The 19,976-nt window shown below is 59.2% G+C and carries 16 protein-coding genes; 14 read left to right on the forward strand and 2 right to left on the reverse strand.

The window, feature by feature from the left end:
- Nucleotides 1-2: 2 nt before the first annotated feature.
- From CLU84_RS06625 to CLU84_RS06655, 7 genes are all read left to right on the forward strand, one after another.
- Nucleotides 3-845, forward strand: coding sequence for an enoyl-CoA hydratase/isomerase family protein (locus CLU84_RS06625; RefSeq protein WP_099736507.1), 843 nt, complete (start codon nucleotides 3-5; stop codon nucleotides 843-845).
- Nucleotides 842-2,818, forward strand: coding sequence for a biotin carboxylase N-terminal domain-containing protein (locus tag CLU84_RS06630; RefSeq protein WP_099736508.1), 1,977 nt, complete (start codon nucleotides 842-844; stop codon nucleotides 2,816-2,818). Before CLU84_RS06625 ends, CLU84_RS06630 begins: the two co-directional genes overlap by 4 nt.
- Nucleotides 2,811-3,971 (forward strand): acyl-CoA dehydrogenase family protein, encoded by a 1,161-nt coding sequence (locus CLU84_RS06635; RefSeq protein ID WP_099736509.1) that lies wholly within the window; start codon nucleotides 2,811-2,813, stop codon nucleotides 3,969-3,971. Before CLU84_RS06630 ends, CLU84_RS06635 begins: the two co-directional genes overlap by 8 nt.
- A gap of 62 nt (nucleotides 3,972-4,033) precedes the next feature.
- Nucleotides 4,034-4,900, forward strand: a complete 867-nt coding sequence (locus CLU84_RS06640) for a 3-keto-5-aminohexanoate cleavage protein (RefSeq protein WP_099736510.1) — start codon at nucleotides 4,034-4,036, stop codon at nucleotides 4,898-4,900.
- 16 nt (nucleotides 4,901-4,916) lie between these two features.
- Nucleotides 4,917-6,461 (forward strand): class I adenylate-forming enzyme family protein, encoded by a 1,545-nt coding sequence (locus CLU84_RS06645; RefSeq protein ID WP_099736511.1) that lies wholly within the window; start codon nucleotides 4,917-4,919, stop codon nucleotides 6,459-6,461.
- A 6-nt stretch (nucleotides 6,462-6,467) separates the two neighbouring features.
- Nucleotides 6,468-7,271, forward strand: a complete 804-nt coding sequence (locus tag CLU84_RS06650; RefSeq protein WP_099736512.1) for an SDR family oxidoreductase — start codon at nucleotides 6,468-6,470, stop codon at nucleotides 7,269-7,271.
- A 63-nt stretch (nucleotides 7,272-7,334) separates the two neighbouring features.
- Nucleotides 7,335-8,930 (forward strand): class I adenylate-forming enzyme family protein, encoded by a 1,596-nt coding sequence (locus CLU84_RS06655; RefSeq protein ID WP_099736513.1) that lies wholly within the window; start codon nucleotides 7,335-7,337, stop codon nucleotides 8,928-8,930.
- Between the two features lie 50 nt (nucleotides 8,931-8,980).
- Here the strand turns inward: CLU84_RS06655 and CLU84_RS06660 are convergent, their stop codons facing one another.
- Nucleotides 8,981-9,781, reverse strand: a complete 801-nt coding sequence (locus CLU84_RS06660) for an SDR family oxidoreductase (protein ID WP_099736514.1) — start codon at nucleotides 9,779-9,781, stop codon at nucleotides 8,981-8,983.
- Nucleotides 9,782-10,082: 301 nt separating this feature from the next.
- Between CLU84_RS06660 and CLU84_RS06665 the strand changes: the two genes are divergently transcribed.
- The 3 genes from CLU84_RS06665 to CLU84_RS06675 all read left to right on the forward strand — a co-directional run bounded on the left by CLU84_RS06665 (nucleotide 10,083) and on the right by CLU84_RS06675 (nucleotide 13,313).
- Nucleotides 10,083-10,835, forward strand: a complete 753-nt coding sequence (locus CLU84_RS06665; RefSeq protein ID WP_099736515.1) for an SDR family NAD(P)-dependent oxidoreductase — start codon at nucleotides 10,083-10,085, stop codon at nucleotides 10,833-10,835.
- A gap of 12 nt (nucleotides 10,836-10,847) precedes the next feature.
- A complete protein-coding gene (locus tag CLU84_RS06670) occupies nucleotides 10,848-12,311 on the forward strand; it encodes an NAD(P)/FAD-dependent oxidoreductase (protein ID WP_099736516.1) in 1,464 nt (487 codons plus the stop codon).
- Between the two features lie 66 nt (nucleotides 12,312-12,377).
- Nucleotides 12,378-13,313 (forward strand): alpha/beta hydrolase, encoded by a 936-nt coding sequence (locus tag CLU84_RS06675; RefSeq protein ID WP_099736517.1) that lies wholly within the window; start codon nucleotides 12,378-12,380, stop codon nucleotides 13,311-13,313.
- Nucleotides 13,314-13,579: 266 nt separating this feature from the next.
- Here the strand turns inward: CLU84_RS06675 and CLU84_RS06680 are convergent, their stop codons facing one another.
- A complete protein-coding gene (locus CLU84_RS06680; protein ID WP_099736518.1) occupies nucleotides 13,580-15,586 on the reverse strand; it encodes a U32 family peptidase in 2,007 nt (668 codons plus the stop codon).
- Between the two features lie 116 nt (nucleotides 15,587-15,702).
- Between CLU84_RS06680 and CLU84_RS06685 the strand changes: the two genes are divergently transcribed.
- The 4 genes from CLU84_RS06685 to CLU84_RS06705 all read left to right on the forward strand — a co-directional run bounded on the left by CLU84_RS06685 (nucleotide 15,703) and on the right by CLU84_RS06705 (nucleotide 19,926).
- Complete coding sequence (locus CLU84_RS06685) at nucleotides 15,703-15,951, forward strand: hypothetical protein (protein WP_099736519.1); 249 nt, start codon at nucleotides 15,703-15,705, stop codon at nucleotides 15,949-15,951.
- A gap of 66 nt (nucleotides 15,952-16,017) precedes the next feature.
- Nucleotides 16,018-17,217, forward strand: a complete 1,200-nt coding sequence (locus CLU84_RS06690) for a branched-chain amino acid ABC transporter substrate-binding protein (protein ID WP_099736520.1) — start codon at nucleotides 16,018-16,020, stop codon at nucleotides 17,215-17,217.
- A 64-nt stretch (nucleotides 17,218-17,281) separates the two neighbouring features.
- Nucleotides 17,282-18,682 (forward strand): tRNA adenosine(34) deaminase TadA, encoded by a 1,401-nt coding sequence (tadA, locus tag CLU84_RS06695; RefSeq protein WP_099736521.1) that lies wholly within the window; start codon nucleotides 17,282-17,284, stop codon nucleotides 18,680-18,682.
- Nucleotides 18,683-18,861: 179 nt separating this feature from the next.
- On the forward strand, nucleotides 18,862-19,926 hold the full coding sequence (locus CLU84_RS06705) for an LD-carboxypeptidase (RefSeq protein WP_199173762.1): 1,065 nt from the start codon (nucleotides 18,862-18,864) through the stop codon (nucleotides 19,924-19,926).
- Nucleotides 19,927-19,976 lie beyond the last annotated feature (50 nt).

A 19,976-nucleotide genomic window follows, 5' to 3' on the forward strand; every position in this document is an offset into this window, starting at 1 on the left:
GCATGACTCAAGTGCTTGAAGTAGAACGCCAGCCGCTGGGCAATGGCTTTGTGGAGTGGTGGCGACTGAACTCACCGCAGACCCGTAATGCGCTGACGGATGAGGTGGTGCAGACCTTGCTGCAAAACTGCCGACGCGCGGCTCAAGATGCACAGTTGCGCGTGGTAGTGCTGAGCGGCAATGGCGGACATTTTTGTGCCGGGGGCAGTCTGGGTGGTTTTGCCAGCAGCATTGGTAAACCGCTGGAAGACGCGGATGCATTTGACCCACTGGTCAACGTTAATCGCGAATATGGCTGTTTGCTGCAGCAATTGGCGGGCTTGCCGCAGCTGCTGATCGCTGCTGTACAGGGCGCTGCCATGGGCGGCGGTGTGGGGCTGGTCTGCGCGGCGGATGTGGTGGTGGCAGACGAGGCAGCCGTGTTCGGCACGCCAGAGGTCACGCTGGGCATCATTCCCGCTCAGATTGCTCCTTTTGTGCTGCGCAGATTGGGTGAGGCACGCGCGCGGCAGTGGCTGCTGTGCGGTCAGCGCTGGTCTGCAGCTAAGGCACATGAGGCAGGGTTGGTGCAAATCCTGGTCAATGCCAGCGATGAGGCAGATTGGCAAGGCCAGTTGCAGCGCCAGATTGATCTCTGTGCGCAGGCCGCGCCGGCTGCCGTGGCAGCCACCAAAAAACTGCTGGCAGCCATTCCCGCGCAGAGTCTGGATGCATCGCTGAATCAAGGGGCGCAGGCCTTTGCCAGTGCGCTGCGGGGAGCAGAAGCGGGCGCAGGGCTTAAGGCTTTTTCTCACAAGCAGCCTGCGCCCTGGGCCGTTTCACCGAATCAGGAGAGCATTCCATGAAGCGCATTCTGATTGCCAATCGCGGCGAGATTGCGCTGCGTGTCATGGCCACGGCCCATCGCATGGGCATAGAAACGGTCGCGGTTTATTCCGATGCGGATGCCGGCAGCGCCCATGTGCAGCAGGCCACGCAGGCTTATGCGCTGGGCGGTCTGACATCAGCGCAAAGCTATCTGGATATTCAAAAGCTGCTGGCCGCAGCACAGGCCACAGGGGCCGATGCCCTGCACCCCGGTTATGGTTTTTTGAGTGAGGACGCAGGCTTTGCGCAGGCCGTACAAGACGCGGGCCTGATCTGGATTGGCCCGCCCCCCGGGGCGATTCGCCAGCTGGGCAGCAAGGCTGCGGCCAAGCAACTGGCCAAGTCGCATGGCGTGCCCTGCTTGCCCGGCTATGAGGGGGATGACCAGTCTGATGCCCGATTTGCCGCAGAGTCCGAGAGGGTTGGCTACCCCGTCATGGTCAAGGCCGTGGCCGGTGGTGGCGGGCGCGGTATGCGACTGGTTGAAAAGGCCGATCAGCTGGTGACCGCTCTGGCCAGTGCCAGATCAGAAGCGCTGGCGGGCTTTGGTAATGGTGCCTTGCTGGTTGAGCGGGCGGTGATGAACCCGCGTCATGTTGAGCTGCAGGTGTTTGCTGATGCGCATGGCCATGTGATTCATCTGGGTGAGCGGGACTGCTCGGTGCAGCGCCGTCATCAAAAAATCATTGAAGAAGCACCCAGCCCCGCAGTCAACGCAGAACTGCGTGCGCGCATGGGCCAATGCGCCACGGCGCTGGCTGCTGCTGCCGGTTATGTGGGGGCCGGTACGGTGGAGTTTCTGGTCGAAGGCCAGCAGTTCTATCTGATGGAGATGAACACCCGCCTGCAGGTCGAGCACCCTGTAACTGAGGCGCTGACCGGGCTTGACCTGGTGGAGTGGCAGATCCGTGTAGCGCGCGGCGAGGCTTTGCCGCTGACGCAAGAGCAGGTCCGGTTGAGCGGTCATGCCATTGAAGTGAGGCTGTGCGCGGAGGACGAAAGCTTTCAGCCCCATACCGGCGTTGTGCGCTATTTCTCTGCGCCGCAAGCAAGCTCCTTCACCCGCTCGCCGCTGCGTTTTGACCACGCCGTGCGCAATGGCAGCGAGGTCACGCCTTACTACGACGCCATGCTGGGCAAATTGATTGTTCATGCCGAAACGCGTGAGCAGGCCATCAACCAGCTGATTCATGCGCTGGGTCAGCTTAAGGTTCTGGGCCTGCCCACCAATCGAGCCTTTTTAATGGAATGTCTGAACGACTCGGTGTTCAGGCAAGGGCAGGCGCTGATCTCCTATCTGGCCGGTGATGCGCCGCGTTTGCAGCAGCAGCTGCGCCAGCGTGAAGCGCAGGCGCACCAGCAATGGAGCGCGCTATGCGCGGTGGGCCAGATGCCCGGGCCGCTGGCCTGCAGCTACCCGCAGCTGCGCAAACTGCGTCATCGTGGCGAGACGCAAGAGCTACAACTGCAGCCCAAAAATGCGCAAAGCTGGTCGCTGCAAGCGAAAGATGAAGAACCCGTTTTGCTACAGATTGATGAGCTGCAAGCGCATGGCTGGCAAGCACGGCGGGGTGGTTTGACTCAAACCGTGAACGCGGTGGCGATGGATGCAGAAGACGGCAGCTCCCACTGGCATTTGCAGGCCGGTGTGGTGGACTGGTGGGCGCAGGATGTGAGCTACCAGCCGCCCGAGAACGCTGGCGGAGCTGCTCTGGCCGCAGAGCTGAGAGCCCCGTTTAACGGACGCGTGGTGCTGCTGAATGCTGAGGTGGGGCAGGCGCTGGCGGATGGTGCGGTAGCCATCGTCATTGAATCCATGAAGCTGGAGCACAGCCTGAGCGTAAAGGCCGCTTGCGTGGTTGAAGCCGTACTGGTCAGCAGTGGCCAGCAGGTATCGCCGGGGCAGGTTCTGCTGCGACTGGCTCCCATGCCGGAGGTCAAGCATGACTAATGCGTTTGATGCCTCTGATATGTCTGAACGGGGCATGCTCTACGACATGGTGCGCCGCTTTGCGACTGAGCAAATTGCGCCCCATGTCACGGCGTGGGATGAAGCGGGCGAGTTTCCGCGCCAGCTGTACCGGCAAGCGGCCGAGCTAGGCCTGCTGGGTATTGGCTACCCGCAGGAGCTGGGCGGTACGCCTGCCACGCATAGCCTGCGTGCTGCACTTTGGATAGCGCTATGCCGTTATGGCGGCAGCGGTGGGGTGCTGGCCAGTTTGCTGTCTCACAACATCGGCCTGCCACCTGTGGTGCTGCTGGGCAGCCAAGCCTTGAAGCAGCAGGTGGTGCCTGATGTCCTGGCAGGTCGCAAGATTGCGGCGCTGGCCATTACCGAGCCCGGTGGCGGATCGGATGTGGCGGCACTGCGCACCAGGGCGCGTCGCGATGGCGATGACTTTGTGATTGATGGCGAGAAGACCTTCATCACCTCTGGTGTGCGGGCAGACTGGCTGACGGTGGCGGTGCGCACGGGCGAGGAAAAAGGCGCCTCTGGCATTTCACTGCTGCTGGTGCCAGGCGACAGCGCGGGCCTGTCGCGCAGCCCGCTGCAAAAGATGGGCTGGCAATGCTCAGACACGGCGCATTTGTTCTTTGACGGGGTTCGCGTGCCTGCCAGTCATTTGCTGGGCGCAGAAGGCCAGGGCTTTCGCGCCATCATGCAGAACTTCAATGGCGAGCGGCTGGGCATTGCCTGCGGTGCACTGGGCTTTGCGCAGGCTTGCTACGACGAAGCACTGGGCTGGGCGCAGCAGCGCAAGACCTTTGGCGTCACGCTGAACCAGCATCAGGTCATACGCCACAAGCTGGTGGATATGCAGCAGCGCATACGCAGCACCGAGGCCTGGCTCAACACCGTAGCCGTGCGGGCCGATGACGGAGACACCGGCGCTGACTGGGTGGGTGAGGTCTGCGTGCTGAAGAACCACGCCACGCAGACCATGCAGTTCTGCGCCGATACCGCAGTGCAGATTCTGGGCGGCATGGGATTTATGCGCGGCACGGTCAGCGAGCGTATTTATCGCGAGGTCAAGGTGCTGACCATAGGCGGTGGCACTGAGGAAATCATGAAGGAACTGGCAGCAAGTCAGTGGCGAATTTAAAGAGAATTTAGCCTGAAGCGCTTATCTATCAAGCGCTATCAGCTTCTATTTAAGGAGCAACAATGTCCGATAAAGCCATCATCACCTGTTCCATCACGGGTGTTCTTACCGATCCTGAGCAGCACCATGTGCCTGTGACGCCAGAGCAACTGGCGCAAGAAGCACGCCGGGCTTACGACGCCGGTGCATCGGTGGTGCATGTGCACTTTCGCAAGCAGGAAGAAGGCAAGGGCCACCTGCCAAGCTGGGACCCCGTAGTCGCCAAGGCCTGCGTTGATGCCATGCGCGATGCTTGCCCGGACATCATCATCAACCAGACCACGGGCGTGGTCGGGCCTGATTATCAAGGTCCGCTGGACTGTCTGCGTGCCACGCGCCCCGAGATGGCGGCTTGCAATGCGGGCTCGCTCAATTACCTGAAAACGCGCAGCAACGGCAGCTGGGCCTGGCCGCCCATGCTGTTCGACAACCAGCCCGCCAAGGTGCAGGATTTTCTGGATGTGATGGCTGAAACGAATACGCTGCCCGAGTTTGAATGCTTTGACGTGGGCATTGTTCGCTGTGTCGGCATGTATGTGGAAACTGGCATGTACAAAGGCTTGCCCGAGTACAACTTTGTGATGGGCGTGGAATCCGGCATGCCTGCCGACCCAGATTTGCTGCCCATTTTGCTCAAGCTCAAGATCAAGGATGCGCCCTGGCAGACCACCTTGATTGGCCGCAGTGAAATCTGGCCTGCGCATTTGCGTACTGCGGAGCTAGGAGGCCATCTGCGCAGTGGTCTGGAAGACACTTTCTATCTGCCAGACGGTCGCAAGGTCACCTCGAATGCGCCGCTGATTGAGCAACTGGCGCGCTATGCCAGAGATGTGGGGCGCGAAGTGGCCACGCCGAAGGAAGCGCGAATAATGCTGCATCTGGCGGCCTGAGTTTGAAGAGCTGCATATGAACGCTCTACCGATTCAGCAGACTACTCCTGAAACCGTTGCACAGGCTTTGGCCCAGACGGCAGCCGCATATCCCGATAAAACGGCTTATATCGATCAAGACCGAAGCTACAACTGGCAGCAGGTCGATGCCATGGCTGAGGCGTGGGCGCATTCTTTGTTTGCCCAAGGTCTGCGACGCGGTGACCGCATTGGCATCATCTTGCCCAATGGTTTGCCGTGGATTTTGACGTATCTGGCTGCCGCAAAAATGGGCGCGATCGTGGTCGGGCTCAGTGTTCGCTATCGCAGCACCGAGCTGGATTTCATGCTGCAAGACAGCGCCATCAAGGCCGTGCTTGCGCCGCACGAGATGGCGGGCTTTGACTATGTGGTTTATCTGGATCAAGCCAGACAGCGTTTTGAGTCATTACAGCATTTGCTGTGGGTGGATGCCGGGTTTGAGCAGCAGTTGCAGGCAGCTCACGAGCCCTCAGGTTATGGGGAGGGTGCGCAGCCCGATGACCTGCTGATGATTATTTACACCTCGGGCACAACAGGCAGGCCCAAGGCGGCAGGTCTCACACATCGCTCTCAGCTGGGCTCTGCGCTGGCGCAGTGCAGCCATGTGCGCGCCAGTGGGGATGATTTGGTGCAACTGGCCATGCCGCTCAATCATGTGGGCGGCATTACCTGCGGTGTGTTGACCATGCTGCTGGCGGGCGGAACCTGTGAGCTGGTTCCCATGTTCAGCCCAGAAACGGTGCTGCAGATGGCGCATCGCCACCCCCCGACTTGGCTGGTCGGTGTGCCCACGATGCTGACTTTGCTGCTCATGCATCCACTGCTGCCAGAGACAGATTTGAGCCGGCTGCGTCTGATTGTGGTGGGTGGCTCGAATGTGGACCCCGCATTGCTCAGCCGCATTCAGCAGCTGTTTCCGGGCGTAGCCATCATGAATCTTTATGGCCTGTCTGAGACTTCGGGGGCGATGGTGATGACGCCTTGGCAGGCCAGTCAGGAGGCGTTGCTCCAGAGTATTGGCAAGCCGCTGGCGGGCGCAGAAATGCGTGTGGCAGGGCTAGATGGCGCAGCATTGCCCCCCGGTGAAGTGGGCGAGCTGTGGTTTCGCGGCGCAGCGGTGATTGAGCGCTATGTGGGGCAGCAGCAAGACGCGAATGCTTTTGCCGAAGGCTGGCTGCATTCAGGGGATTTGGGCTTTGTGGATGAGCAAGGCCTGATCTACCTGAAGGGGCGGCAGAAAGACATGTTCATTCAGGGCGGCTTCAACGTCTACCCCAGCGAGGTGGAGGCTGTCATCGCCAGCTACCCAGGCGTGATGATGGTCGCGGGCATTGGCGTGGCAGACCCGGTGCTGGGCGAGGTGGGGCGTTACTACGTGGTGGGCAGGCCGGGTGTGGTTTTGAAAGAGGCCGAGTTGCTGGCGCATTGCAGCCAGCACTTGGCAGATTACAAAGTACCGCGCCAGCTGGTGCTGCGGGCCGAGCTGCCGCTGACTCCGGCGGGCAAGATTCAAAAAGCGCTGTTGCGCGCAGAGGGCTGAAACATCATGAATGTGCAATTCGATTTCACAGGCCGCCATGTGATGGTGTTTGGCGGTACCACGGGCATCAATCTGGGGATTGCGCAGGCCTATGCCAAAGCCGGAGCCAAGGTGTCGGTCGTCAGCCGCAAGCAGGCCAATGTGGATGCGGCGGTTGCCACGCTGGGTGCAGACGCGCTAGGCGTGGTGGCCGATGTGCGCGATGAGCCGGCGGTTGCGGCTGCGCTTGCGCAGGCCGTGGAGCGTCATGGGCCGCTGGATGTACTGGTGTCTGGCGCGGCAGGGAATTTTCTGGCGCCTGCGGAGCAGATGTCTTCCAACGCCTTCAAGGTGGTTCTGGAAATTGATTTGCTGGGCAGCTTTCACGTAGCAAGGCAGGCGCTGGTGCATTTGCGCCAGCCGGGTGCGAGTCTGATTTTCATCACCGCACCACAGTCCACCGTGCCGATGATGTATCAGGCCCATGTCTGCGCGGCCAAGGCCGGTGTGGACCAGTTGTCGCGAGTTCTGGCTCTGGAGTGGGGTGCCAAAGGCGTGCGGGTGAATGCGATTTCTCCCGGTCCGATTGAAGGCACGGAAGGCATGCGCCGACTGGCACCGCAGGGCGAAGAAGGGGACGCGATGGTGCGCAGCATGGTGCCGCTGGGGCGTATGGGCACAACGGATGACATTGCCCGGCTGGCCATGTTTTTGGGTAGCGATGCGGCCAGCTATATCTCGGGCACTGTGATCGCCTGCGATGGGGGCGCGCAGGGGCAGCTGTCTCCCATGATCACTGCTGCGGCCGCCGGTATGCGAGAGAAAGCGTAGAGATACAACAATAAAAAGCGTGAGCACTGGGGTTTGGAGTCACACACAATCAAGGGGACAACCATGATCGAGATGAGTCTGACGAAAGAGGCGCGCCGTATACGGCGCATTGCACTGGGCGACCTGCTGCATCGAACGGCGCTGAAATTTGGCGAGCGCACTGCGCTGGTTGATGGCGATCAGCGCCTGCGCTACGCCGAGCTGGATGCGCGCAGTTCACGCTTTGCGCACTATCTGCTGTCAAAGTTCGGCGCAGGTAAACAGATTGGCATGCTGTGCGCCAACTCCATTGATATGGTGGTGGCTTGCAATGGCATTCACAAAGCCTCTCAGGTGTGGGTGCCTGTGAACATCAAGCTGGAGGTGTCTGCCATTGACTACATCTTGCGGCACGCTGATGTCTCGGCAGTGGTGGTTGATCAGGAGCTGCTGGGCTTGCCCGGCTTGCCAGAGCTTTTGCAGAGCCTGCAGTTGCCGCTCATCATTACGCGGTCGCAGGTGCAAGGCGGCTCAAGCCTCCAGGGCCTCTCGGGCGTGTCTTTGCAGCAGGCAGAGGCGGGGCAGCCGGATGCTTTGCCTGAGGTCGATATCGACGACAACCAGGCCGCCTTGCTGATGTACACCAGCGGCACGACCGGCAATCCCAAGGGCGTGGTGCACTCGCATTTGTCGGTCTACACCGCGGTCAAGGGCAATATTGATGAAATGAAATATACCGAGGCGGATGTGCTCAGTGGCTGGTTGCCATTGTTTCACTGCGCACAGCACGCTCTGGTTCAGACAGCGCTGGCGACAGGTGCCTGCACGGTGTTTACGCGGCAGTTTGTACCGGCCGAGGTGAGCCAGCTGGTACTTCGTGAGAATGTCACGATTTTTGTGGGTTTGCCTTTGATGTATGCAGCCGTGCTGGCGGACCCCAGTTTCGCGCCCACCTCGATTCGGCAGTGCATCTATGCCATGGCGCCCATTCCCAAGCCGCTGATTGCGCAGATCGCCCAGCGCATGTGCCGCAATATTTCGCTGGCCACGGGGCAGACCGAGATCTACCCGGCAACCATGACCTTTTATCCGCTGAGCAACCCGGAGTGCGATGCCAACTTCTGGGGCCGGTCGCTGACGACCTGCGAGACGGCTGTGATGGATGACAGTGGCAATTTACTCGGAGCCAATCAACTGGGTGAAATCGTGCATCGCGGCCCCAATGTCATGCTGGGCTACTTCAAGGATCCCAAGGCCACAGCAGAGGCGCAAAAATTTGGCTGGCACCACACGGGTGATCTGGGGCGCTGGGATGCGCAGGGCCGTTTGGAGTTCATTGATCGCAAAAAAGACATGATCAAGACCGGCGGTGAGAACGTGGCCAGCGTCAAGGTTGAGGCCGTGGTGCTCGCTCACCCGGATGTAGCAGCAGCTGCTGTTTTTGGCCTGCCGCATCCGCACTGGAGTGAGGCGGTTTGTGCTTTTGTGGTGCGAAAGCCTGGCACGACGGTGGATGTGGAGTCCGTGCTGGCGCATTGCCGCAATCACCTGGGAGGATTTGAAGTCCCCAAGCTGGTGCACTTTGTGGATACGTTTCCGGCAACGGCGACGGGAAAGGTGAAAAAGAATGTGATGCGCCGCCAGTTCGAACAGATCGCCAAGGAGCTCTGGGGCGGTTGAGATCGTCGGCGCATCGTCAAAAAGCCAGCTTGCCGCTGGCTTTTTGACGATCAATTCACGGCTTCGGGTGACCAGGCAAAGACGGGGTTGGTTCGCTCGGCAATGATCTTGTTGCGGGCTTCCAGCAAAGGATCCAGCATTTGCGGCTGCGGAACGATCCAGTATTCACCGCGATCAATGGCTTCAAAAACCAGGCGGGCAAATTCATCTGCATCCAGCCCATTTTCATCAAGCATATGGGTCATCAGGCTGTGGAACTGCGCAGATGCTTCGGATGGCGCTTCTCTAAAGATAGCGGATTTGACAGGGCCCGGTGCCAGAAGAGAGACCTTGATCTGTGGATTCAACGTGGCCAGTTCATTGACCAGACTCTCGGTCAGCGCCACCACGGCAAATTTGGTCGCCGAGTAGGGACTCATCAGAGGACTGGGCAAAAAGCCGCCGACGGATGCGGTGTTGATGATGCGTGCTGGACGGTCTGCCTTGAGCAGGCGTGGCACGAAGGTGCGCAGGCCGTTGACGATGCCATTGACGTTGACCTGCCAGGCCTGCTGCCACTTGGCATCGCTGATTTCCCAGCAGTTTCCGGTGGTGAGTACGCCCGCGTTGTTGAACAGCATGTCTACCTGACCAAAAGCGGCATAGGCCTTGTCGGCCAGTGCGTCTAGCGAGGCCTGACTGGTGACATCGGTCACCACGGCCAGCGCTTGGTCACCGAGTTCCTGGGCGATTTTTTCCAGGCCTGCCTGGTCTCGGTCTGCCAGTACGACCTTCATTCCCAATGCGACGGCCTGTTTGGCAAGGCCGGCTCCAATGCCACTGGCAGCGCCAGTGATGACAGCTACTTTCATGATTTCCCCATTTCAATCAATACAGCTTTATTAAAGCATTGAGTAATAAAGAAAATATTTGATGCATTCCCGCTTGACAGAGTTTGAGTGTGTTCGCAGTGCTGGAAATTAATAATAAATAGCCTATTGACATAAAAAAAGAAGGGCCGACACTCGTTCAAATGGATTAATGGTTTACCCGAGAGGCTGCGATCACATTCTGCTTTTGTAAAGAGGAGAATTCACAGTGATTTATTTCTTTAAATGAGAAAAATACCCATGTCGCTGATTTGCGATTCATTGAATATGCGTTGAGGTTTGAATGAACGAATTATTGAGTGGGTTGAAGGGTAAAGTCATTCTGATTACGGGGGGCGCCTCGGGAATCGGACTTGCAGCCGCTGAAGTGGCTGCTGCCAGTGGTGCCCACGTGATCTGCGCGGATGTAGCGCAGAGCCAGGCCTTGCCTTCGGGCTGCGAGTTTCAAGCGCTCGATGTGACAGATTGGGGAATGACGCAGGCACTGGTTGAGAAGGTTCTGGCTCAGCATGGCGCAATTGATGGGCTGGTCACTTCCGCAGGTATTTCGCGAGTGGGCAACTTGCAGGAAATGACGTTGCAGGAGTGGGAGCAGGTACTGCAGGTGAATTTGACGGGAACCATGCTCAGTGCCAGAGCTGTGGCAGCGTATATGAAGCAGCGCAAGCAGGGATCGATAGTGGCTGTTGCCAGTATCAACGGCATTCTCGGCAACCCCAGCAATCTTGCGTATTGCACTTCCAAGGGCGCAGTCATTCAGATGGTGCGCAGCCTAGCGGCGGATCTGGGCCCACATGGCGTACGTATCAATGCCATCAGCCCTGGCCTGATTCATACGCCCATGACCGCCGGCCTGGATCAAAGCCCTGCCTATAACGGGTTTGTCAAACAGCATTTGCTGCACCGGGCGGGTCAAGCCCATGAAGTGGGCAATGCCGTCGCATTTCTTCTCTCGGATATGGCGTCTTTTATAACTGGCACCAATATCCCGGTGGATGGCGGATTTTCAGCAGCCAAAGTGATTGAAATGTATTAAGGAGTGAGCGCCATGAAATATGATGTAATTGTGATTGGTTGTGGAATGTCTGGGATTCTGGCTGGCATTCATCTCAAGAATAGCGGCAAAAAATTCATTATTCTGGAAAAGGCAGAAACTCTGGGTGGGACATGGCGGGATAATACATATCCAGGCTTGACCTGCGATGTTCCATCTCACGCATACACCTATTCTTTTGAACCCAATCCGGAATGGTCGCGTGTTCTGCCACCCGGCGGAGAGATTCAACAGTATTTTCAGGCGGTATTTGATAAATACGGCATCGCCGAGTATGTTTGCTTCCATTCCGAAATCGCCAGCGCCGCGTGGAAGGGCGACGCCTGGGAGTTGAAGGATCAGCATGGCCAGAGCTACCTAGGCAGTGTGGTGGTGGCGGCGACGGGTGTGCTGCACCACCCCAACTATCCACAGATCAAGGGCTTGGAGGACTTCGGTGGCCATGTGATTCACAGCGCACGATGGGACCATTCGGTGGCACTGGACGATCAGAAAATTGCCATTATCGGAACGGGATCGACGGGCGTTCAAATTGTTTCGGCACTGGCTGCCCGCAGCAAAGTACGCCATTTTCAGCGCACGGCGCAGTGGATATTTCCGGTCGAAAATCCCGCTTTTACCGAAGAGCAGCGTGCCGAGTTCCGCAGCAACCGTGATTTGTTGACCTATTTGCAACGCGAGCCGACTTATCTGGCTAATGTGGAGCGGTTTACCGAGGCGGTACTGGATCCAAACTCCGAACAAATCCAGGAAATTCAGAAACTTTGCCAGGACAACCTGGATGGCTCCATCCAGGACCCGGTACTTCGCCAGAAGCTACAGCCCAATTACCGCGCGGGCTGCAAGCGCCTGATTTACTCGCCCGACTATTACAAGGCGATTCAGCAGCCCGGCTCTGAGCTGATTACCGATGGTATTAGCCAGATCGAGAAAAGTGGCGTGCGCACCAGCGATGGTGTGCTGCATGAAGTGGACATCATTGTCTTGGCCACCGGCTTCAAGACCGATCGCTATGTGCGCCCAATGAATGTGACGGGTCTGCAGGGCAAGACGCTTGAGCAGGCATGGAGTGATGTGCCCACGGCCTACAAATCGATCTCGGTGCCGGACTTCCCCAACTTCTATTTCATGAACGGGCCCACATCGCCCGTGGGCAACTTCTCTTTGATCGACACATCCGAGATGCAGTGGGGCTATATCTCCCAACTGATTGAGCGTGGTGAGCAGGCGGGCGTGGCAGGTCTGTCTGCCAAGCCCGAGGCGCTGGCGCAGTACGACCATGATCGCAAGCAGGCGGCCAAGGGCTCGGTCTTTGGCTCGGGTTGCAATAGCTGGTATCTGGACAAGAACGGTGTCCCCAACACCTGGCCCTGGTCGCAGTCGCGCTTCAGGCAAGAAATGCTCGCTCCCGTGTGGCAGGACTTCACCCATCACCAGACCGAAGAGGCCGTAGCCTGAGTTTTCGCTTGAATGGTCCGCAGCCGGAGAGCTGCGGACAGCCCCCTCTAAAGACAAGGAGTGACGATGCAGATACACCCCGAAATGGCCGCTGTGCTTGAGCAATTCAAAGATGCTCCGCCTATGGATTTTGTGAATACGCCCGTGCCAGAAATCCGCAAGCTCATGGATCACATGGCGTTTCCACCCGGCAACCTGCCCATGCATGAGGTGCGTGAGCTGAGCATTCCCGGTGGCGATGGGCAGGCCATGAAGCTGCGCCTGTACCGCCCCAGCACTGCGCAGTCAGCCCCCGTCATGGTTTATTTTCATGGCGGTGGCTGGTGCATTGGTACGCTGGATACGCATGACAACCTGTGCCGCCATCTGGCGCGCATTACAGGCATGAATGTGGTATCGGTCGATTACCGGCTGGCGCCCGAGCATGTGTTCCCTGCTGCGCTGGATGATGCCTATGCCGCCACGCGCTGGGTGGCCGACCATGCGGCTGAGCTGAACTGTGATGCCAGTCAGCTGATGGTAGCGGGTGACAGTGCCGGTGGCAATCTGGCGATAGCGACCTGCCTGCGCGCCAGGGAGGATGGCTGGAATGGTATCGCGCAGCAGCTGTTGTTCTACCCGGTCTGTGATTCGCGCATGGATGCTCCATCGCATGCGCTGTATGCGCAAATGCCCATTCTCACGCGTGAGGCCATGGCCGCCATGTGGCGTCACTATCACCCCGGCGTGCCAGCGCATCCACTCGCATCCATCATGCAGTACCCCGATGTCGCGGGTCTTCCTCCTGCCGTGCTGGTGACGGCCGAGCTGGACATTCTGCGCGATGAAGGCGAAGGCTTTGCCCAGCGTTTGCAGCAGGCGGGCGTGCCGGTTTCAACCATGCGCGCAGAGGGAATGCTGCATGGCTTTGCCAATTTCAGTACCTTGGTGCCAGCAGTGGCCCGCTTGCTGGAAGAGGCCTGCAGCAAGCTGCAAAATCACAGCGGCAGGACTGTGGGCTGAGTCCATTTTTGGCAACTGTGAATGTGTACAGTTGTGTTTGTAGGACGCTGCAGATTTTATCCCCGCATCATGTGGACGCTTTTGTGGAAAACTCCGCTTTTATACGCTGAAACCCGCGCCAGCTGGTGCTTTGCACGGATTGCTTAAAAAATAGACGATTCGTGTGAAAGAGGTAAATTAAGGGTTTTCTCTAGTAGGTGTCAGGCATCAAAAAAGCCCGCCAACCGTTACCGGTTGCGGGCTTTTTTGATGCCGTTAAAACGTGCTTATGCAGGTTTTTGAGGTGTGGGGCGTGTGCGGAAGAATTGCATAGGGTGCTCCTGCATTTCCTTGGCGTGCTGGTTCATCACCGACTTCTTCATCTTGCCCACCACATGCATTTCGCAGGGCTTGCAGTCAAAGCGCAGGGTCAGCTTTTCCTTGCCGTTGATGAGCTGCAGCGGCTCGGCCTTGATGGTGCCCTTGACGCCGATCACGCCCTTGGCCTGCTTGGGGCACAGACTCATAGAGAAGCGCACGCAGTGCTTGGTAATCATCAGGCTCACTTCGCCTTCTTCTTCCTTGCTCTCGTAGGCGGCGTCAATCACCTTCACGCCGTGCTTAATATAGAAGTCATGCGCCTTCTGGTTGTAGACGTTGGCCAGATAAGTCAGCGTGTCTTCAGGGAAGGGCGCTGGTGGCTCCACAGGCTGGGCGCGGGGCAGGCGCACCAGACCATCGGCACGGGCGGTCTCCAGTGCAGCCAGCGCATCACGGCGCAGCTGGTTCAGCGCGGAGGCGGGCACAAACCAGGGCTGAGACAGCGTCAGGCTGATGTCGTTGACCGAGAAGATGCTGGTGCCAAAGCGGCCCAGTTGCTCGCGCAGCGTGGCTTCGGCCTTGGCCGTATCGGTTGCGGCTTGGTGCTCTTGTTCGATGGATGCAGTGGCTGCAAAGCCATCTTCATCGGTCAGTGTCAGGGTAAAACCGTTGGCCGCTTCCTTGAACTCGGCCCACAGGCCAATGCGGCGTTCGCTGGATTTTTTCTCCAGCGAACGCACCCAGTCCATGTCGCGGTTGCGGTTGATCTCCATGCCCCTGCGCAAGTCCTTGAACTCGGTCATCTCGCTGCGGGGGAACAGGCGCCAGATGCCTTTCTTGGCATGCATGCATTCCGCGCGATTGATGTGCACGCCCACCAGTTCTTTTTGCAGGTCGTAGTAGCACAGGCCGTCGCCGTTGTGAAGTTCACTGGCCTTGTCGCTGGTTTCGATCTCTAACCACTTATCACCCACTTGAGTGACCCAGCCAATCGCGCGGCCAGGGGTCTTGGGCGTGTCGAAGGCACCGATGTCATCCTTGCGGCCGTTGACAAAGTAGTCGGTGAACTCGCGGTTGAAGTTCTGATCGGGGTCGGGTTCAAAGTTGAAGGTGGTCGTGCCCGACGATGAACGCGCCAGCGGCTGCTCGGAGAACTCGCGCTCTTCAATGATTTCGTCAAGCAGCTTGCGGTAGTGGGCGGTGATGTTCTTCACATAGCCCATGTCCTTGTAGCGTCCCTCGATCTTGAAGCTGCGCACGCCAGCATCAATTAGGGCGCGCAGGTTGTCGCTCTGGTTGTTGTCCTTCATCGACAGCACATGCTTTTCATGGGCAATGATGCGGCCCTTGTCGTCCATCACCTCATAAGGCAGGCGGCAGGCCTGGTTGCAGTCGCCGCGGTTGGCGCTGCGGCCCGTGTGAGCGTGGGTGATGTAGCACTGGCCGCTGTAGGCCACACACAGCGCACCATGGATGAAGAATTCGATGGAGGTGCGTGCCGGGTCGGTAGCGGCGCGCACGGCGGCGATCTGCCTGAGGTCCAGCTCGCGCGCCAGCACGATTTGCGACAGGCCTGCATCTTGCAGAAAACGCGCTTTTTCGGGCGTGCGGATGTCGGTCTGGGTGGAGGCGTGCAGCTGAATGGGCGGCAGATCAAGCTCTAGCAGGCCCATGTCCTGAATGATCAGTGCATCTGCGCCCAGGTTGTACATATCCCAGGCCATCTGGCGCGCGCCTTCCAGCTCATCGTCGCGCAAGATGGTGTTGAGCGTGATGAAGATACGGCTGCCAAAGCGGTGGGCGTGCTTGATGAGCCGCTCCATATCGCGGATGTCATTGCCCGCCGTGGCACGCGCACCAAAGGCCGGGCCGCCGATATAGACGGCGTCCGCTCCGTGGTTGATGGCTTCAATGCCGATATCGGCATCGCGGGCCGGGGACAGGAGTTCGAGCTGGTGGGGCAGGAGAGACATAGGGGCGGGATTATCTCAGGAAGGCCCAGTTTCAGCGCTGCAGTGGGGCATCGCCTGTCAACACGCGGTGCTCAAGACATGTTCAAATCCCCAGGTCGCAACTGCCGGATTCCATCATGAGAGCTGTCTTTGGGGTGCTCAGCCTTGTTATCGTGCTGGCGGTGGTGGGGGTGATGGCCAAGAAAAGCTGGCAAAGCAGCCAGGAAAGTCTGGCCCGCCAGACCCCGTCCTTGCCCGCAGGGCACAATCAAGGCTCTGAGGCCGCCAATGTGCGTGAGCACAGCCAGCAGGTCCAGCAGCAATATCGCCAGCAGCTTGAGTCCGCGCTCAATGCGCCGCGGCCCATGCCTGATCAGGCACCCTGATCTCACCGCCAAGCCTGCAGCGCTCAGGCCGGTGTGCCAGCCTCTTGTTTCATCCTAGGAGAAAGCATGTCCATGACTGTTCGTGCGGCCCTGAGCCGTTGTATCCATATCCCATCCGTTCTGGCACTGGCTGCAACAAGCCTGCCACTGATGCCTATGGCGTATGCAGCAGGCGCGGCTGACGTGAACAAGCCTCTGGTGGTGCGCATTGCTCATGGCGGCCCGGTCTCTGGCCCCATCGCCGCGCTGGGCAAGGATGAGGAAAACGGTGTGCGCATGGCGATTGAAGACCTCAACGCCCGCAAGCTGCAGCTGGGCGGCCGAAATGTGCAGTGGAAGCTGGAAGCCGGTGACGATGCCGGTGACCCCGGTCAGGCCACGTCTCTGGCGCGCATGTTCTGCGACAAGAAGGTGGCCGCAGTGGTTGGCCACCTGCAGTCCGGCACCACGCTGCCTGCAGCCAAGATTTACAACGAATGCGGCATCCCTAACATCACGCCCGCAGCCACCAACCCAGCCATTACTGACGTGGGCTATGACGACACCTTCCGCGTCATCGCCAGCGACAAAGCCATGGTCGATGCCTTGCTGGACTACGCCGTCAAACATCAGGGCGTCAAGCGCGTGGCCATCATTGATGACCGCACTGCCTATGGCCAAGGCATCGTCAAGCTGTTTGAAGCGGCTGCTGCCGAGCGCGATGTGCAGATCGTGGATAAGCAGTACACCAGCGACAAGGCGACGCAGTTCTCGTCCGTCCTCACTGCCATCAAGCGCCATAAGCCCGATGCGATTTTCTTTGCGGGTCTCGATGCACAGGCGGGCCCCATCCTGCGCCAGATGTCGCAGCTGGCCATGAATCAGGTCAAGTTTCTGGGCGGCGACGCCCAATGTTCCGAGCGCTTGCCGGTAATGGCAGACAAGGCCCCCGCACTCCAGAATGTGGTCTGCGTGATGAGCGGCAACTCACTCGCCAGCATGCCCGGCGGCCCTTCGTGGAAGCAGAAGTACGACCAGCGCTTCCCCGGTCAATATCAGGTTTACAGCCCTTACGCGTATGACGCCACCATGGTGCTGGCACAGGCCATCATCAGCGCGGACTCTGTTCACCCCGAAGCCTATCTGCCCCGCCTGCGCCAGACGCATTACGAAGGTGTGACCGGCACGATTGCCTTTGATTCTCAAGGCGAGCTGGAGAACCCGCGCGTCACGCTTTACGGCTATGCCTCGGGTGAACGCAAAGAGCTGGTAGTGCCGGCTCGTTGAATGTTGATGGGCTGGTTTTTGAAGAAATGACCCGCTATCCCTTTCACATAAAGCGCATACAGCTATGGATTTTGATGATTCCGTGCACCCGCACTTCATGCGCCAGGCGTTGGAGCAGGCCCGTGCGGCTGCAGCTTGCGGCGAAGTGCCTGTCGGTGCGGTGGTGGTCAGGAACGGTCAGATCATTGGCCGTGGCCGTAACAGTCCGCTGTCTGCTCTCGATCCTACGGCCCACGCTGAAGTACTGGCGTTGCGCGAAGCGGCGCAGGCGCTGGGCAATTACCGGCTGGAAGGCTGCACCCTTTACGTGACGCTGGAGCCCTGCACCATGTGCAGCGGCGCCATGCTGCATGCGCGCGTGGATACGGTGGTCTATGGCGCGGCCGAGCCCAAGACTGGCGCGGCGGGCTCGGTGCTCAATGTGTTTGGCTATTCTGAAATCAACCACCAAACTCGGGTGCTGCGCGGCGTGCTGGCCGAGGAATGCGCTGCCTTGATGGCCGAGTTCTTTCAGCAGCGCCGCAAGGAAAAAAAAGCGCTTGAGCCGCACCCGCTCAAAGACTGGGCGCTGCGCAACCCTGCAGAAGCCTTTGCTGATTTACCCCACTGGCCATGGCAGCCGCAGTGGCGCAGCGATCTACCGGCACTCAACGGCCTGCGTCTGGCCGTGGTGGATGAAGGCCCAGCCAGCGCACCGCTGACCTGGTTGTGCCTGCATGGCAGCCCCGGCTGGGGCTATGAATTCAGGCATCTGCTGGCGGGACTGCTGGCGGCTGGGCACAGGGTGGTTGTGCCCGATCTGCCCGGCTTTGGCCGCAGCGATCAACCCAAGAAAGACAGGCAGCACACGGCGCAATGGCATCAGCAAATCATTGCTGAGCTGGTTCAGTCGCTGGATCTGCAGCAGGTGATTTTGCTGGGCCGTGGCGATGGTGGGCGGCTGGGGCTAGCTGCTGCACAAGCCATGCCTGAGCGTTTTGCAGGCGTATGGCTGATAGATGTCTGGCCGCAGGCCGAGCAGCCCGAGCGCCGCCAGCAATGGATGGAGCAGGCGGCGCGCAAGCCTTCATGGGATGTTGCCAAGGCGATGGCGCAGATGGAGGGCGGTGCAACGAGGTATGAGGTCGAAAAAGCTGGAGAAACCCGTGCATGGAGCGCCCCTTTTGCGCAAAGCGGCCACCGCGCAGCGCTCAAGGCCTGGCCGCGTGTGCAGGCTGAATTGCCCGCCGTGCCTGAGCCTCTTTTGCTGCAATGGGCACAGGCCCGCAAGCTGTGGCTGCAGCCGCCAGCGTCCGAGCAACTGGTGTCGCTTGTGCAGTGGCAGGCTGCATGGCAGCAAGCTGCGCCGCAACTGGCGCAGATGCCGCATTTGTCTGAAGTCTGGCTGCAAACCCAGTATGGCTCTCCGGTTCCTGCGGCAAAGCAGGGCAGCGCCGCAGCGGCTGTGGAATACTTTGCGCCGTAGTCTGCAGCCCATGCTGCAGATCATTGATCTGAACTCTTGAATCTGCGGATTCATCACCCTTTCACGGAGCATGCAGCCAGCGGTTGCATGAAAAGGCTTTGGCAACCTCGCGCAAATCCCCGGCATCCAGCCACGATCACGCACACCAGCATTCGCACAAAAACGGCCATGAAGAGCATGTGCATGACGAGCATTGCGGCCATGAACACCACGCGCATCACGAGCATGATGACCATCACGATCATGTGCACAGCGCCGACGGCAGCTGCTGCGGCCATGACCACAGCCATGGCTCCAGGCATATCTATATCTACTCGCCTTCGGGCGCGGTGCGCGACAAGGCAGCCTTCAAGCGCGGTATCAAGCAATTGGAGGCTCTGGGCCATGAGGTTGAGGTCGATGCTGACGCACTGACCAGCAGCCAGCGCTTTGCGGGCGATGACGCCACGCGTCTGGCCGCCATTCACCGCGCTGCAGCCAGCGGTGCCGATGTGGCACTGATATCGCGCGGCGGCTACGGCCTCACGCGCATCCTGCCTGGCATCAAGTACAAGACCGTGGCCAAGGCGATCGCCAACGGCACCAAGTTTGTGGGCCTGAGCGACTTCACAGCCTTCCAGCTGGCCATGCTGGCCCAGACCGGCGCGACCACCTGGGCAGGCCCTGCGCTGAATGCCGACTTTGGGGTGGACGCCAAGAAAACGGGCGAGCCCGTGGACGACATCATGCTCGACTGTTTTGAGGATTTGCTCAGCGGTCAGGGCGAGGGCGCAGGCTGGCAGATGCCCAAGATTGGCGAGCTGCCCAACGGCAAGCCTCAGCTCAAGGATTTCTATGTGCCCGGCGCTGCCACGCTGTGGGGCGGAAATCTGGCGGTGCTGGTGTCACTGCTGGGTACGCCGTACTTTCCGCAGATTGATGGCGGCATTTTGTTTATTGAAGACGTGGGCGAGCACCCCTACAAGATTGAGCGCATGCTGACTCAGCTGATGCTGGCCGGAGTGCTGCAAAAGCAGAAGGCCATCGTGTTTGGTCAGTTCACCGAGTTCAAGCTCACCACGCACGACAAGGGCTTCAAGCTGCAGACCGTCATCGACTGGTTGCGCATGCAGATCAAGCGCCCTGTGTTGCAAGGCCTGCCGTTTGGTCATGTGCCAACCAAGGTGCTTCTGCCTGTGGGTGCCCAAGTGTCTTTGTCCGTGGAAGGCCGTGAAGCCCTGATTTACTGGGGTCATACTCATTAATTGATAGCTGCTGGCGCTTGATTAATAAGCGCTACAGCCTGTTTTTAATG

The sequence above is a fragment of the Comamonas sp. 26 genome, from assembly GCF_002754475.1.
GTDB lineage: Bacteria > Pseudomonadota > Gammaproteobacteria > Burkholderiales > Burkholderiaceae_C > Comamonas.